This is a genomic window from Thermogemmatispora onikobensis (assembly GCF_001748285.1).
GTDB classification, from domain to species: domain Bacteria; phylum Chloroflexota; class Ktedonobacteria; order Ktedonobacterales; family Ktedonobacteraceae; genus Thermogemmatispora; species Thermogemmatispora onikobensis.
In genome coordinates this window covers 100153-115376 of sequence record NZ_BDGT01000011.1, presented here as the reverse complement: position 1 = coordinate 115376, position 15224 = coordinate 100153, and the positions used below count along the sequence as shown (strand labels likewise).

General features: G+C 65.1%; 10 protein-coding genes. 6 read left to right on the top strand and 4 right to left on the bottom strand.

The features are described from left to right. From BGC09_RS07280 to BGC09_RS07265, 3 genes are all read left to right on the top strand, one after another. Positions 1–418, top strand: a 418-nt coding sequence (locus BGC09_RS07280; RefSeq protein WP_141727674.1) for a carbohydrate ABC transporter permease, incomplete at its 5' end; no start/stop codon positions are given. A gap of 64 nt (positions 419–482) precedes the next feature. Continuing rightward, positions 483–3176 carry a glycoside hydrolase family 78 protein gene (locus BGC09_RS07275; RefSeq protein WP_084658088.1) on the top strand — a complete coding sequence of 898 codons (2694 nt, stop codon included), beginning with the start codon at positions 483–485 and terminating at the stop codon, positions 3174–3176. A gap of 347 nt (positions 3177–3523) precedes the next feature. After that, positions 3524–4429 carry a class I SAM-dependent methyltransferase gene (locus BGC09_RS07265; RefSeq protein ID WP_069803225.1) on the top strand — a complete coding sequence of 302 codons (906 nt, stop codon included), beginning with the start codon at positions 3524–3526 and terminating at the stop codon, positions 4427–4429. A 79-nt stretch (positions 4430–4508) separates the two neighbouring features. Here the strand turns inward: BGC09_RS07265 and uidA are convergent, their stop codons facing one another. Next, a complete protein-coding gene (gene uidA / locus BGC09_RS07260; protein ID WP_069803224.1) occupies positions 4509–6341 on the bottom strand; it encodes a beta-glucuronidase in 1833 nt (610 codons plus the stop codon). A gap of 129 nt (positions 6342–6470) precedes the next feature. Beyond that, on the bottom strand, positions 6471–7349 hold the full coding sequence (locus BGC09_RS07255) for a class I SAM-dependent methyltransferase (RefSeq protein ID WP_069803223.1): 879 nt from the start codon (positions 7347–7349) through the stop codon (positions 6471–6473). Positions 7350–7774: 425 nt separating this feature from the next. Between BGC09_RS07255 and BGC09_RS07250 the strand changes: the two genes are divergently transcribed. Further along, on the top strand, positions 7775–9196 hold the full coding sequence (locus tag BGC09_RS07250) for a sensor histidine kinase (protein WP_069803222.1): 1422 nt from the start codon (positions 7775–7777) through the stop codon (positions 9194–9196). 150 nt (positions 9197–9346) lie between these two features. Further along, on the top strand, positions 9347–10066 hold the full coding sequence (locus BGC09_RS07245; protein WP_069803221.1) for a response regulator transcription factor: 720 nt from the start codon (positions 9347–9349) through the stop codon (positions 10064–10066). A 125-nt stretch (positions 10067–10191) separates the two neighbouring features. Here BGC09_RS07245 and BGC09_RS07240 read toward each other — a convergent pair whose 3' ends face one another. Further along, a complete protein-coding gene (locus tag BGC09_RS07240) occupies positions 10192–10854 on the bottom strand; it encodes a DoxX family membrane protein (RefSeq protein WP_069803220.1) in 663 nt (220 codons plus the stop codon). A gap of 693 nt (positions 10855–11547) precedes the next feature. On the opposite strand from BGC09_RS07240, the gene BGC09_RS07235 reads away from it, so the two are divergent. After that, positions 11548–12846, top strand: a complete 1299-nt coding sequence (locus tag BGC09_RS07235) for a multicopper oxidase family protein (protein ID WP_084658084.1) — start codon at positions 11548–11550, stop codon at positions 12844–12846. Between the two features lie 162 nt (positions 12847–13008). Here BGC09_RS07235 and BGC09_RS07230 read toward each other — a convergent pair whose 3' ends face one another. Continuing rightward, the gene (locus BGC09_RS07230) at positions 13009–15090 is read right to left on the bottom strand and encodes a PAS domain-containing sensor histidine kinase (protein ID WP_069803219.1); all 2082 of its coding nucleotides are present in this window, start codon (positions 15088–15090) and stop codon (positions 13009–13011) included. Between the last annotated feature and the right edge of the window lie 134 nt (positions 15091–15224).

The following is a 15224-nucleotide window of genomic DNA, read 5'->3' as shown; positions in this document are numbered from 1 at the left end:
GGCCTTGATTATTACGTATACGGGCTTCGGGCTGCCGCTGACGGTCTTTCTGATGGCCGGCTACTTTAAGGCTATTCCGCGCGAGCTGCTGGAAGCGGCTATTCTCGACGGGGCTGGCCTGGCGCAGGTGTTTTTCCGCGTGGCGGTCCCCCTGGTGAGTAATGGCCTGGTGACCGTGGCCCTGGTGCAGTTCTTCTTTCTGTGGAACGATTTGCTGTTCTCGCTGACCTTTATCAGCAGCGACCAATTGCGCACTATCCAGACGGGACTGCTGAACTTCACAGGCCAGTATGGGCAGGTGGCCTGGGGACCGACTTTCGCTGCGGTGAGTCTGGCGGTCTTCCCAACCCTGTTGCTCTACCTGCTGCTCAATCAGCGTGTAATCAAGGGGCTGACCGCTGGCGCGCTCAAGGGCTAAGCCGCGAGTGAGCAGGCGAAGAGTTTGCTGGTGGCTGCAGTCTCTCTGTCTCTAAGGAGCAAGCATGACCGATCACGAGGGACATCAGTATGAGCGCGACCAGGTGCTGGCCGCCGGCGCCGAGGTCGGAGCAGAGAGAGGGGCGGTGATAGCTGTCCGCCGCCTCCGTATCGAATATCACCAGGAGGCGGTGGTGCTTGGCCTGGGCGTCGAGCGCCCTCGCCTCAGTTGGATTGTTGAGACGGATCGTTCCGCCTGGCACCAGGCGGGCTATGAGGTCGAGGCCTATGATGCCGCTGGTCAGCTTTGGGCGAGCAGCGGCCTGCTCCGCTCGTCTGAGTCGGTGCTGGTGCCCTGGCCCTTCGCTCCCTTGCATTCGCGGCAGCGTCTGCGCGTGCGGGTGCGCGTCGAGGGGCAGGATGGCAGCCGCTCGCCCTGGAGCACGCCAGTCATGGTCGAGGCCGGCCTGTTGCAGCCCTCCGACTGGGAGGCACGCTTTATTACCCCCGACTGGGATGAGGATACGACACGCCCGCAGCCGGCGCCTTTGCTGCGTCGCGAGTTTATGGTGGCGGCAGGGTTGCAAGCGGCACGTCTCTACATTACGGCTCTCGGCGTTTACGAGGTTCAGCTGAATGGGCGGGTCGTTGGCGACCAGGTGCTGGCCCCCGGCTGGACCAGCTATGATCAGCGCCTGCTTTATCAAACCTTTGATGTGACCGCGCTCTTGCACGAGGGGCGCAATGCCATTGGGGCGATCGTGGGCGACGGCTGGTTTCGCGGACGCCTGGGCTTTCATGGGGGACGGCGCAACCTTTATGGCGAGCGCCTGGGGCTGCTGGCCCAGTTAGAGCTGTTCTACGCTGATGGGCACTGCGAGCGGGTGGTGACCGATCTGAGCTGGCGCGCCAGCACTGGCCCGATCCGCGCCAGCGATCTCTATGATGGCGAGGAGTATGATGCGCGCCTGGAAGAGGATGGCTGGTCTGAGCCGGGCTACGACGATCGCGCCTGGCACGGTGTGCGCCTGGTGGAATGGGACCTGACACGGCTGGCCGCTCCCGAGGCCCCACCAGTGCGGCGCATCGCCCTCATGACTCCGCAGGCTATCCTGACTTCTCCCAGTGGGCGTACGATTCTTGACTTCGGGCAGAATCTGGTTGGGCGCCTGCGCCTGCGGGTGCGCGGCGAGGCGGGGCGGCAGATTACGCTGCGCCATGCCGAGGTGTTGGAGCAGGGCGAGCTGTGTACGCGCCCGCTGCGCACCGCCCGGGCTACTGATCGCTACATCTTGCGTGGCAGCGGTATTGAAACCTGGGAGCCGCGCTTTACTTTCCACGGTTTCCGCTATGCCGAGGTCGAGGGCTGGCCCGGCCCGTTGCAAGCCGACGATATCCAGGCCGTGGTCTGCCAGTCCGATCTGGAGCGCACCGGCTGGTTTAGCTGCTCCGAGCCGTTGCTCAATCGCTTCCACGAGAATGTGGTCTGGAGCATGCGCGGCAACTTCGTGTCTATTCCAACCGACTGCCCTCAGCGCGACGAGCGCCTTGGTTGGACAGGCGACATTCAGGTTTTTGCGCCGACGGCCTGTTTTCTGTATGACTGCGCCGGCTTTCTCTCTTCCTGGTTGCGCGATCTGGCCTGCGAGCAGACACCCGAGGGCGTCGTTCCTTTCGTGGTGCCCGATATTCTGCGGCGCATTGCCGGTCTACCTGGAGAGCAGCCGTTGCCGGCGGCGGCCTGGGGCGACGCTGCTGTGCTGGTGCCGTGGACGCTCTACCAGCGCTATGGCGATGTCGCGCTGCTGGCGCGGCAATTTAGCAGTATGCGGGCCTGGGTCGATCTGCTCGATCGGCTGGCCGGGGAGGAACATCTGTGGCGCGCGGGCTTCCAGTTCGGCGACTGGCTTGATCCTGCAGCGCCTCCGGAAGAGCCGGCAGCAGCGCGCGCAGCGCCGGAGGTTATAGCGACGGCCTATTTTGCTCGTTCGGCAGAGGTTGTCTCGCTGGCAGCGGGTGTGCTGGGCCGCCGTGAGGAGGAGGCCCACTATCGGGATCTGGCCGCCCAGGTACGTGCCGCTTTCCGGCGGGCCTACGTCGGGGCCGATGGGCGCATCTTTAGCGATGCCCCCACCGTCTACGCGCTGGCGCTGCAGTTCAATTTGCTGGAGGAGGAGGAGCTGCGCCAGGCGGCGGGCCGGCGCCTGGTGGAGCTGGTGCAGGCTGAGGGCTATCATCTGTGTACCGGCTTCGTCGGCACGCCCGTGCTCTGCGATGCCCTCTGCAGCGTTGGAGCTTCCGAGGTCGCTTTCCGCCTGCTCCTGCAGCGCGAGTGTCCTTCCTGGCTCTATCCGGTGACAATGGGAGCGACGACCATCTGGGAACGCTGGGACAGCCTGCTGCCCGATGGTTCGGTCAACCCCGGCGAGATGACTTCTTTTAACCACTACGCCCTCGGCTCGGTCGCCGACTGGCTGCAGCGCACGGTGGCCGGTCTGGCACCCGCGGCAGCGGGCTACCGGCGGCTGGCGGTGCGCCCGCTGCCGGGCGGCGGCCTGACCAGGGCCGAGGCCCGCCTGCGGACTCCCTACGGCCTGGCGGCGGTGCATTGGCAGCTTGCCGGGGGCATCTTTGAGCTGACGGTCGTGGTGCCACCGAATACGACGGCCAGCATTGTTTTGCCAGGCAGTGACCAGCCCTACGCCGAGGTGGGGAGCGGTACCCACCGTTGGCGCTGCCCGTACCCCGCCAGCTCCTAGGCTCCTGGATTCCACCCAGACCAGGCCGGATGATGAGGCTGCTGGCGGCCCGGCCCGGCCTGGCCTGGTCCCGCTTCGTCGCTCACTCAAAGGAAGAGACTCTTACCCAGCCTCGTCTCTTTCTTCTTCTGCAGCCAGTGAGAGCCTGCCCACTGCTACGTCATACCCTGCGGCATCTGACGGTCCTTTCGGTAGATAAGAGTCGTCGAGCAGCTCTGCTTGCCAGCCGTGCAGCAGCATGCTACTATGAAGGCATCTCTCGAAAAATCCGCTATCGCCCCTAGAGGATAGCCACTCAGGCTCGTTGACAAACGAGCCTTGTTGGCCCCAGAGGAGGTAAAGCAGAGATGAGCAAGCCCAGCGAGGGTATCCCACCTTCAACCTACGTCATCGATCCCGAGCAGGCCGCCGAACTGGCACGCCTGATGCAACAGGAGCGTGTGGTGACCGAAGGAATGGGGGGTCTCTTTCCCGAAGGACAGGAGTTGCCCGAAGATGGGCGGGTGCTGGATCTCGCGTGCGGCCCCGGCGGCTGGGCGCTGGAACTGGCGTTCGCTTATCCCCAGCTGAGCGTCTACGGTGTCGACATCAGCGCTTCCATTATCGAGTATGCCCAAGCGCAAGCCCAGGCGCGCCGCCTGGAGAACGTACACTTCCGCACGATGAACATCATGCAGCCGCTGGCCTTTCCCGATGGCTTCTTTGACCTGATCAACGCGCGCTTCATCGCCTGGTTTATGACGCCGGCGGCCTGGCCCCGCTTGCTGGCAGAATGCCGGCGCCTGCTCAAGCCCGGCGGGGTGCTCCGCCTGACCGAGGGGGAGCCACCGCTGACGACCAGCGCCGCCTTCGAAGCGCTGATGGACCTGGCGACTCGCGCGCTCCAGCGGGCCGGCCAGAGCTTCTCACCAGACGGGCGCCATGTTGGCATCACGCCCATGCTGCCCCGTCTGCTGCGCCAGGCCGGCTTTGAAGAGGTGCGCCTGCGCGCCAGTGCCATCGAATGGTCGAGCGGTACCCCAGCCCATTACGGCTTTTTCAAGGACTTCTTGATCGCCTTTGAGATCGGGCGTCCCTTCTCGGTGAAACTGGGCCTGGCCACCCTGGAGGAGCTAGAGCGACTGAGCCAGCAGGCCGTGGCCGAGATGCAGCAAGATGAGTTCTGCGCCGTGAGTGTGCTGCTGACGGTCTGGGGCCGCCAACCTGCCACAGCGCCGGCCAGCACCAGCGAGCAGGAGGGGCAGCCTGGCTGAGATGAGGCCAGCCGCTGTGGCGCCCGTCCTGCGCACTCGCCGGGAAGATGGCTGGCGGGACGGGCACCAGGCCATCGCCTCACTCCCGAGAGGAAGGCAGGAGCTTGTAGCCAAAATCGGGAATGGCCCGCCAGCGCTCCCGCAGCAGGTGGGCCGCCAGCTTGGGCCGCCGGTCCCGGGTAAAGATCCCCTTGCGATTGCCCTGCACGCGCGTGATGCCCTGCTCCGTCTGGAAATCGGCAAAGTTCCAGACATGCTCACCGATAACGGCGGGGCAGGCATCCAAGACCTCATGATAGCTCTGCAGCAGCGCCGCCTGGTACTCTTCTGAGAACATGGTCGGCGGCTCGTCATGCATGCCGGCAATAGCATCGGCCCCGTATTCGCTCAAGAGGATTGGCTTGCCCGGCAGACGCTTCATCCACTCCCTCAGCTCGGCCTGCAACAAGGCTCGCGCCGCTTCCAGACGCCCACCGTGGACATACCAGCCATAGTAGCGGTTCAGGGCAATGACGTCGAGCAGGTCAGCCACGGTATCGCTGGCCGGCGTGGCCAGCATTTGTAAGGCGATGGTCAGCGGACGACGTTGCGGATCAAGCTGACGCGCCAGGCGCAGCAACGGCTCAAAGTAGGCACGGGCGCCTTCCTCTTCAGTGGCCGGTTCGTTGGCCACCGACCACATGACAACGCAAGCATGGTTTTTGTCGCGGGCGATCAGCTCGCGCAGGGCCTGCTCATGCTGTGCCGCCGTTGTCAGCTCGCGCCAGGTCTGACGCCGCGCGCCACCCGGGCCAGAACCAAGGTTGAGATGGAGGCCAACCGCCGGCACTTCGTCGATGACGACCAGGCCCAGACGGTCGGCCAGACGCATCAGCTCCTCGGCATAGGGATAGTGCGAGGTGCGGAAAGAATTGGCCCCGAGCCAGCGCAAGAGGTTGAGGTCCTTGACGCACACGGCCTCATCGAGGCCACGCCCGTGAATCGGGAAATCTTCGTGCTTGCCGCAGCCCTTGAAATAAAAGGGCTTGCCGTTGAGCAGGAACTGCCCATCTTCGACGGCCACCGTGCGCACCCCAAACGGCTCCTCATAGCTGTCCAGAGGCTCGCTCCTCCCGCCATCGTCCCAGAGTTCAACCAGGCAGGTGTAGAGATAGGGCTGACCTGGCTCCCACGGCTGCACATCTTTGATGCGTAGCTGGCCTTCCGTTCCTTGACCACTGGCCACCGTTCGGCCCTCGGCATCCAGGAGCCTCACATGCACAGCGACCACCTGGCGCCCAACTCCATCGATGGCCACGCGGTAGGTGACCAGGCCATCGGCACCGTCGAGGGCGCTGGTGAGCACAATGTCGCGGATGTAAGTGGCGGGCGTCGTGTAGAGACGGACCGGGCGATGGATGCCGGCATAGTTGAAGAAGTCGAAGTTGGGGATGTCCGTGACCAGCCGGCTGCCGTCGGGAAGCTGCTCCTCGCGATAGTGGGCGACGGGCAGGGTGCTGTAGTCAAGGGTGTTGTCGACCAGGACGGTCAGGCGGTTCTTGCCCGGTTGGGCCAGAGCATTGATTTCGGCTTCGAAAGGTGTGAAGCCACCGCGGTGGGCGACCAGCGGCTGCCCGTTGAGGTAGACCTGCGCAGCATGGGCTACGGCGCCAAAGCGCAAGACCAGGCGCCGCTCCAGCAGGCGGCGAGGAATGACCAGTTCGCGCTCGTACCAGATCCGCCCGACGTGCTCGCGATCGCCGGCTGCCGTGCTCAGTTCATTAAAGGAGGCCGGCACCGGCATGGGCACGCTTTCGCGCAGAGGCCGCTCATACCAGCGCTCGGCCTGCCCCTGACCTGAGTCGAGACGGAACTGCCAGATGCCGCTGAGGTCAAAGACCTCCCGCGTGGCGGTCATCATCGGATAGAGCATCGCGCGCTTTCATCTCCTTCCCCTTAGCTGCTCACAATCGAGATGGATGACCCTGTCTGCTCGCTGCTTCCCCCTCTATTGTAGTCTCAGAGCAGCCGCAGCCACACCCGGTCAGCAAGCCAGTCGCGTTCACGTTTCCCTCTCGTCTGGCTTGCGTCCCCAGACGGTGAGGAAATTCCAGACAGCGCAGAACTCTTCCTGCTGCATCTCAGCGACCGCCTGCTGATAGAGGCGCGCCAGCTCTTCGCGGGTGGCCACGCCCGCGCGTACCATGAACGGCTGAATGAGTTCCAGAAAGACCAGGTAGTCCTTGAAGAAAGGATAGTGATAGGGGGTATCCGCCGACCACTCGATGGCAGAGGGACGCAGGCGCACATCGACAAAACCGGCCCGACGCACCAGGCGCGGCAGGACAGGCGTGATGCCGAAGTGGCGCCCGTCGGGCGAAAAGCTTAGCCCCGCGCGCTTCATGGCCAGCGCCCCCAGGGCGGCAAAGTGCTCAAAGGCCGGGCTGGTCGTCAGTACTGGCTCCATCTCGGTCAGGCGGATGATTCCACCAGGCTTGAGCAGGCGCCGGCACTCCGCCAGCAGCCGGGGCCAGGCCTCGGGTCGCATGAAGCCGCACATCAGGCGTCCGTTGACCAGATCGAAGGAGGAGTCGGGGAAAGCGAGCGGCTCCATGACATTCATGACGCGAAAGTGGACATTGGCAAGGCGACGCGACCAGGCTTGCGCGTTGGCGTACTCGACAATCGGGGGGCTGATGTCGATCCCGATGATCTCAGCATGGGGATAGGCGAAAGCGACCTCCAGGGTCCAGCCCCCAGGGCCACAGGCCAGATCGAGCAGGCGCCCATCTTCGGCTAGCTGCAGCCCTTCCGGGAAGAGTCCCCCCAGGGCCTCCGTCAAGATGCGATCCTGCTGCATGAGGCGCGCCAGCTCAGCAGCCTGCTCCGAGTCGATGACGTAGGTGTTCTCGCCCGGCTGCGCCTCATTGCGCTCATCCATGCGCTCCCTCCTTCTTCTCATCTCATCTCAGTCGGCTGGCCCACAATCAGCCAACTGGTGTGCGCGCATTGTGCTATCGCGCCTGATGGGCATGGTACCATACCTGTAACAAGGGCGCAAGTCTATTCCAATCTACAGATGCAAGGACAGGAGATAGAGGGCTTCCTGACGCAGAAAGCCGGCCCGGCGGGCGCGACGACGGCGAGCAGCAGCGAGGTTGTGATCTCTTTGTGAGGGTGAAAGCACCGGGCGTGATGAGGTGGTGATTCTCTCTCTGCTAGAATGAAGGAAATCCGCTCTGGACAGGACAGAACAGGAGAGCACTGGGCCGCTTGTTCAACTGGTAGAGGCGCGCCTCCCGCCCCCTGAGCAGAGGGGCAGAGCGCCCAGCGGGGAAGGGAGTCAGGAGAGGGAGAGGAGCCGCTATGAGCTATCGTGATCGCTCTTTGTTTGCTGACGAAACCACGCCGGCGGAGCGGGCCGCGGCTCTGCAGAGGGAGCTGCTGACCCTGCTGCCGGCCCTGACAACGGCGCCACCGGCGGAGGTAGCCGCGGCTTTGCTGCAGGCCCTGCGCGAGGTAACAGCCGCCGAACATGGCGCCTTCTTCTTGCACTGGGATGCCTCCCACCCAGCCAGAGAGGTCCCGGGACTGGTGGAGCGGCTGCAGCTGCTGGCCGCGCAGCGCCTCGACGAGGAACAGGCCCGGGCCCTCGTCAGTGTGGCCGGCGCTGGCAGTCTCCTCACGGCGACCAGCTCCGACGCTGGCGAGCTGCCCCTGCGCCGGAGCCAGGTGCAGACCGCCGAGACCGTCTGGCTGCTGCTGAGTCTACCGCTAGTGCCGGCGCGCCCAGAGACAGGAGCTGGCCACGCTCTGGCCAGTCCAGCCCTGGTGGTGCTGCTAGGGCACGCCAGCCAGCCAGCCTCGTTGGCTGGCTGGCTGGCGAAGAGCACGGCGATTGTCGCCGCCAATCAGCCGCTGCTGGCCGCGCTACTGCGCCAGGCGCTGCTCACGGAGCTGCTGGCCGGGGCTGGGACCGGGGCCGGGCTGGGGCCGCCTGCTTCCGCGAGCCTGGCCGCACCGACTGGCCCTCACAGCGAGCTGCTGGCCACGCTTAGCCATGAGCTGCGCAGCCCTTTGGCGGTGATTCGCACTTCCGTCTCTACCCTGCTGCGCCACGAGCGTCGCCTCCCCCTGGCCGAGCGCCGCCTGCTCTTGGAAAGCGTTCAGGAGGCCGGCGAGCGTCTGATCCAGCTCTGCGACCGCTTTCTGGAGTTGAGCGAGCTGGAGGCCGGGCTGCTGCACCTGGAGCCGACCGCTGTCGACCCGCTCAGCGTGGTGCAGGAGGCCCTGCTGGCTGCTGAGCAGCGGCTGCCCCCCGAACAGGCGGACGCCTTTGCCTTCCAGGTGGTGCAGCTCGACGCCAGCGGCTCGCCAACAGAGGGCGTTCCTCCGGTGCTGGCCGATCGTCGCCGTCTGCGCGAGATCCTCGACCATCTGCTGGAGAACGCTGTCCGCTTCTCTCCCGCGGGCGGCGAGATCCGCGTGATCCTGCGCCCGCAGGCCATCCCTGCGCCTGCGACTGGAGTGGCTCAGCCGGCACCGGCGGTGGAGATCTGCGTCAGTGACCAGGGGCGGGGCATTCCGCCGGAACAGCTTCCGCAGATTTTCCAGCGCTTCTATCGCGGCGATAGCGGCCTGGCACGCCAGACCAGCGGCCTGGGGCTGGGCCTGACGCTCTGCAGGTATCTGGTCGAGTTGCAGGGCGGCCAGATCTGGGCTGAGAGCGAGCCGGAACAGGGCAGTACCTTTCATCTGCTCCTGCCGGCCCTCACGTCGGCAGTCTGAGCTTCCTGGCACGGGGCCGGGCCGGACCCAACCCCGTCAGTCGCGCCAGCACGCCTGACGATCGCCGGCCCCCAGGTCCCTGACTGCAACCCGTTCGACCCGACCCAACCCAACCCGACAACGCGCTCATCAGAGGAGGATGACAGGAGCATGGTGCGTAAGATAACCATCTTGTGCGTCGATGACGATCCCCACCTCTTGCGCCTGGTCTCGCGCAATCTGGAGCTGGAAGGCTACGCCGTCCTGACAGCCAGCGACGGCGAGCAGGCCCTGGCCGTCTTCAAGGAGCAGCAGCCGGACCTGATCCTGCTCGATGTGATGATGCCCCGCCTGGATGGGTTCAGCGTCTGCCAGCGCGTGCGCGAGCATTCCGGCGTGCCCATTATTCTGCTGACGGCTCGCGGCCAGGATCAGGATAAGGTGCGCGGCCTGGACCTGGGTGCCGACGATTACTTGACCAAGCCGTTCAGTATTGAGGAGCTGCTGGCCCGCGTGCGCGCCGTGCTGCGTCGCGCTCAGTTCAGCAGCGGCGAGCGCGTGAGCGGCCTGCGTTCGATCATCACGGTCGGCGATTTGACCATCGATGATACGCGCCATCGGGTGACGCGGGCCGGGCGCGAGATCGCCCTGACGCCAACCGAGTACCGGCTGCTGGCCTACCTGGCCCAGCATGCCGGACGAGTAGTCACCCAGGACCTGCTCTTAGAGCGCGTTTGGGGGGCGGAGTATGTCGGCGAGAGCCATATGCTGCAGGTCAATATCAATCGTCTGCGACGCAAGCTGGAGGATGATCCGGCTCACCCGCGCTATATCCGTACGAAGGTCGGCGTTGGCTACATGCTGGCCGCTCCCGACGACCTCGCTTCGTAACGTACGCCAGCCTCAACACTGGCCGGAGCAGACAAAAAGAGAGAGCCAGGCGTGTTGATGCCTGGCTCCCTTGCCGCAGTACCACCAGCAGCGAGGGCGGCTGCACTGCCTACCATCAGCCCCGGCTAGCGACCACCAGCCCCAGCTTCCAGCGGTTGCGTGCGCTGCGCCCGCAGACGGCTCAGGAGCGAGCCGGTCCAGGGCGTGCCCAGCAGCGGCAGCAGGATGCTATCCAGTCCGTAGTAGCCGGCGATGCGCCAGGCCAGCATCAGGAGCAGGCCAAGGGTGCCCAGCACCGGGTTAATGCTGACTGCCCCAGCAAGCATAAAGTTCAGGTTCATGAAGACGCCGAAGAAGGCGGCGATGCCCGTCAGGGCGCCGAAGATCAGCCCCAGGCCGACCAGGACCTCGCCAAAGGTCACCAGGTAGGCGAAGAGACCGGCGTTCGGCAGGACAACCTGCTGCAGGAAGCCCGCGTACCAGCCCTGCACCGCCGGGTGTGGCCCGCTGCTCAGCGCCAACGCCCCCTTGACAAAGCCTTGCAGGGCGACCCCATCATGGCCGCTCAAGACCCACGGGCTGCTGACACGCTGGCCGAAGCCAGCCCCAATGGCGAAATTGTAGCCGGTGAGCTTCTCCAGTCCGGCGGTCAACCACTCATAGCCGACGTAGAGGCGCACCAGCAGCCACAGCCAGGCCATGCGCGTGTCGGCGAAGAGGAAGCGCGCCAGCGGCGGCTCAGGGATCTGCGTGACGGAACGCGGCTTCAAGACGCTGATGATTTTCATGGATGGTCCTCCCTCCTGTATCCAGACGAATAAGCGATTCTTCTTCATGACTCCAGCGATCTCGCCTGCGCAGCCCCCGCTGCCCGCCCCGTGGGGACGAACAGCGGAAGACATTCGCGACCAGGCTGTCCCCCCTCCTCCCTGCTCCCTCTCCCGCCTTCCCGCCACCCTTACCACCGCTTCCAGGAGGGAATATAGCTCATCCCTCTCACGAGCCGCTCTCGGCCCCTTTCGCTTCCATCACAGGCGCGTCACAGCCCCCTGCATCGGGCTTTCCATTCCTCTTCTCTCTCTACCCGGCGCCTCCCTGAGCATGACTATAAGACTTGCAGCGGCGTCCCTCTCCCTCTGCACCGGCCTGCTCCTCAGCAGCAGGCAACGCCTTGCCCGCACCAGGACCCGGGGTCGGTTCCAGTCAGTTCCAGTCAGTCCCAGTTGGTCCCAGTCAGCCGCCGGGCAGATGGTCAGCGGCGAGCCAGAGCGGAGCTGTGAGGTTTCCGAGAGAACGGCAGCCGGCTTTGTGAGCCGATTGACACCTGGCAGCGCTACTGTTGCTGATGTGACGCGAGCCGAAGCCGTAAGCCGGCGCGGCCCACAGCCCACAGATTGTGCAATCGCTCAGCCTGGACAGGCAAGTCAGAGGAAGAAGAGCAACAACCATCCCTGTTCATAGATAGGATAGGAGGCAGCAGAATGGCATCGCCAGAAGAGGGAAAGACTGCTCTCGAAGAGCAAGAGCAGAGACCGCAGCCGCAAGCCACCGCGGCGGCTCCGGCCAGGGATGAACAGCCCTCAGCACAAGGTCCCATCATTCTGGAAGCGGGCAGCTATCGCCCGGAGACCTATCGCCGACTGGCAGTCGGCAACGGCAACGTCGTCTTTGTGCGCCGCCATCAGCCGGGGTCTGCCTACCCCTGGCGCCGCATCATGGCGCCCCTGGCCGTCCTGGTCGCCGCCCTGCTCATCATGGTGGCCGTCCTCAGCTTCGGCCTCGGCAGTACGCTGGCCAGCGGCAGTGGCTTCACCAGCAGCACCAGCCAGGATCAGGGGAGCACCACGATGAGCGGCATGAGCAGCATGAACACCAGCGGGCAGGATGCTAATGCCACCGCCACAGTCGCGGCCCTGCCACGGGCTACCCAGAGCCAGGGCAACCAGCTCGCCACGTACGTGCGTGACCCCGACGGCGCCAAGCATTTCACCCTGGTCGCCGAGCAAGTACTTTGGGAGGTCGTCAAAGGGACCTGGGTACCGGCCTATACCATCAATGGCACGGTGCCAGGACCGATGATTCGCGTCACCGCCGGCGACCATGTGCGCATTACGGTGATCAACCACTTCCATGAGGCGACAAGCATCCACTGGCACGGTCTGGAGGTGCCCAGCCAACAGGATGGCGTGCCCGGCCTCGGCCAGCAGCCAATTCAGCCAGGTCAGCGCTACGTCTACGACTTCACGGTCCACGACCAGGATGTCGGCACCCACTGGTACCATAGCCACTATAACGACCTGAATGAAGTGGCCGGCGGCTGCTATGGGGCCTTCATCGTTGACCCGCGTCCCGGCTCGCCCCAGGCCCGCGCGGAGGTCCATGCCGACGTCGACTACACGGCCTTCATCGGTACCCTGCCCGGCGGCTACTATGTCATCAATGGTAAGAGTTTTCCCGATACCCAGCCGCTGCACGTCAGGCACGGCCAGACTGTGCGCCTGCGCCTGATCGGGGCCGATACGCTGGGCATCCACCCGATGCACCTGCACGGTCACATCTTCACGGTGGTCGCTCAGGATGGCCACCCCTTATCTCAGCCGTACCAGCGCGATACCCTGCAGGTGGCCCCCGGCGAGACCTACGACCTGGTCTTCACGGCCTGGGCCGCCCCGGGCAGCAGCTACCCCTTCCATTGCCATATCCTCTCGCACCTGATGAACCCAGGGCAAAATGAGAGCGAGATGGGCGGCCTGGTCATGCTGGTGATCTACGACCGCTAGCAGATGGCTGCTCGCGTGCCGCTGAGGCACAGGTTCCTGTGAAGCCCCACCCAAAGGAGCAAGCGCCTGGATCAGAGGATGATCCAGGCGCTTCCTTTCGTCTGTGAAGGCTGTGAAGGCAAGATGACAGCACAAGGCTGCTCTTTGTTGGGCCAGTCAGAATCAGGCACCGGCCTCCCTCACGGGGGGCGCCGCCGGTGTGGTCTCTTCATCTTCCGGCAGCTCACAGCCTTCCTCACTCTCCTCGCCCAGGAGCGGCAGGCGTACAAAGAAGGTCGAGCCTTGCCCCTCTTCTGACTCAAACCACAGGCGACCGCCGTGCTGCTCCACCAGGGCACGGGCCAGATAGAGGCCGAGGCCCGTTCCTTCGATGCCCCAGGCGCGCGCATTCTCGGCCCGCATGAAACGCCCGCCGATCTGCCCCTGCTGATGGCGGGGGATGCCAATACCGTGATCTTGCACGCTGATCAGCACCGCCTGCCCGTCGCCCTCGCGCCCTATTCTGACCTGAACCGGACCCCCTTGGGGGCTGTATTTCATGGCATTCTCGACAAGATTGGTCAGGACCTGCTCCAGGCGATGGGGATCGATCAGGGCCACCAGTGGCTCCGCCGGCGCCTGCACCTCTAGCTGATGGCGTTCGCTCGTTGGCTGCAGGCGCCGCACCACCTGGCGCACAAGGGGGACAATGTCGGCTGGCAGGCGCTGGAGCTGCAGACGCCCGGCCTGCAGGCGGCTGAGGTCGAGCAGCTCCTCGGTCAGGCCGGCCAGGCGCTTCGTGCCCTGCTGAATCTCTTCCAGGGCCTCGCGCTGCCAGGGGGCCAGCGGGGGACCGTGTCCGCGCTCGGTCTGGCGCAGGAGCATCTCGGCATAGCCGGTCAGAGCCGCCAGCGGCGTGCGCAGCTCGTGGGCGGCGATGCTGATGAACTCGTCCTTCAGCTCCTCCGCCTCTTTGAGCGGCGTCACATCTTGATGAATGACCAGGGCCAGCGGCTCCCCAGGCGCTAGTTGCCGCAACAGCTCGCCTTGCAGGGCCTCCGGCGGCACGTGCAGCGGGAGGGCGCTCACCAGGACCGGCAGAGGCGAGCCGTCGGCACGGCGGATCTGCTCTTGATAGAGCGCGATGGCTCGCTGCTCGCGGAGTACGCGCAGGGTGACCAGCTCCTCGGGCGCCAGGGTCTTGCCCCGCATATCGCTGATGATAATGCGATGGGCCTGCAGAAATTCGAGAAAAGGCTGCCCGAACGGCCAGTCCACTCCCCACACCCGGCGCACCGCCTGATTGGCCAGCACAAGACGGGCCGTGGCGCCAGCCACCAGGGCGACCGCCAGGGGCAACGCCTCAAAGAGCTGCTCCAGCAGCGAGAGATGGCCGGCCAGCATGGCCCGCGCCTCCCGTTCGCGCTGGCGCCGCTCGCTGATGTCGCGATTGATCTCCAGGGTGGCCAGAACCAGGCCCTGCTGGTCGCGTACCAGGGCCTGGCGGCTCTCGACCACCAGCAGGCGCCCATCGCGAGCGAGCTGGGTCAGCTCACCTTCCCACTGGCCATCACGCTCCAGGGCAGTGCGTACCGCCCCCTCTCCGCCGGGGAAGTCGGTCCTGAGCAGGCGCGTGCTGATACGCCCCAGGGCCTCCTGCGCCGGCCAGCCGTAGAGGCGCTCGGCTCCGCGATTCCAGAGCAGAATACGGTCGAGGGAATCACGCACAATGATGGCATCGTAGGCCTGGTTGAGCAGCTCCCCCTGAACGCTCAGGTTCTGTAGCAGAAGGGTACGCTCGCGCTCAGCCCGGCGCTGGGCCGTCATGTCGCGCACGGCAGCAATGACGTACAGGCGGTCGCCGACGTGCAAGGGGCTGAGGCTGATCTCTACCGGGAACTCGCCCCCGTCTTTGTGGCGGGCAAAGAGATGTAAGCCAATGCCCATCGGACGCAGACGCGGGGCTTGGAAGTATTGAGCCGCATGCCGGCGGTGGATCTCGCGAAAGCGCTCCGGGAGAAGGAGATCCAGCGTCTGGCCAAGGAGTTCCTCACGGCTATAGCCAAAGACCGCCGTGGCCTGGGCGTTGGCCTGGACCAGGTGCCCTTGCTCGTCTACAACGATGAGGGCATCAGGCAGGAGGTCGAGAAACTGGCGAAAGAGCGCAGAGGTGACGTCAGCAATGCCTGGGGGAAAGGTCGAGGACGCGGGCACTGGCTGCCCCGGCGTCTGCTCCGGCGCTCCTTGAGGATCGTGCGCTGTCATGACTCCTCCGCTTCCCACGCAAGCAGGCCGCCAGACCGCTCAGGGAAGGGATCAGACGGCTGCTCTCAGGTTGCGTTGCTGCCTGTCAATGCTGCTAGCTCTCGTCAGAAGGATTATAGCATCGCCGCTCGCCA

Excerpts from the sequence above, each read along its gene's own strand:
- BGC09_RS07275 (WP_084658088.1), top strand. The coding sequence starts at position 483 with ATGACCGATCACGAGGGACATCAGTATGAGCGCGACCAGGTGCTGGCC.
- BGC09_RS07265 (WP_069803225.1), top strand. The coding sequence starts at position 3,524 with ATGAGCAAGCCCAGCGAGGGTATCCCACCTTCAACCTACGTCATCGAT.
- uidA (WP_069803224.1), bottom strand. The coding sequence starts at position 6,341 with ATGCTCTATCCGATGATGACCGCCACGCGGGAGGTCTTTGACCTCAGC.
- BGC09_RS07255 (WP_069803223.1), bottom strand. The coding sequence starts at position 7,349 with ATGGATGAGCGCAATGAGGCGCAGCCGGGCGAGAACACCTACGTCATC.
- BGC09_RS07250 (WP_069803222.1), top strand. The coding sequence starts at position 7,775 with ATGAGCTATCGTGATCGCTCTTTGTTTGCTGACGAAACCACGCCGGCG.
- BGC09_RS07245 (WP_069803221.1), top strand. The coding sequence starts at position 9,347 with ATGGTGCGTAAGATAACCATCTTGTGCGTCGATGACGATCCCCACCTC.
- BGC09_RS07240 (WP_069803220.1), bottom strand. The coding sequence starts at position 10,854 with ATGAAAATCATCAGCGTCTTGAAGCCGCGTTCCGTCACGCAGATCCCT.
- BGC09_RS07235 (WP_084658084.1), top strand. The coding sequence starts at position 11,548 with ATGGCATCGCCAGAAGAGGGAAAGACTGCTCTCGAAGAGCAAGAGCAG.
- BGC09_RS07230 (WP_069803219.1), bottom strand. The coding sequence starts at position 15,090 with ATGACAGCGCACGATCCTCAAGGAGCGCCGGAGCAGACGCCGGGGCAG.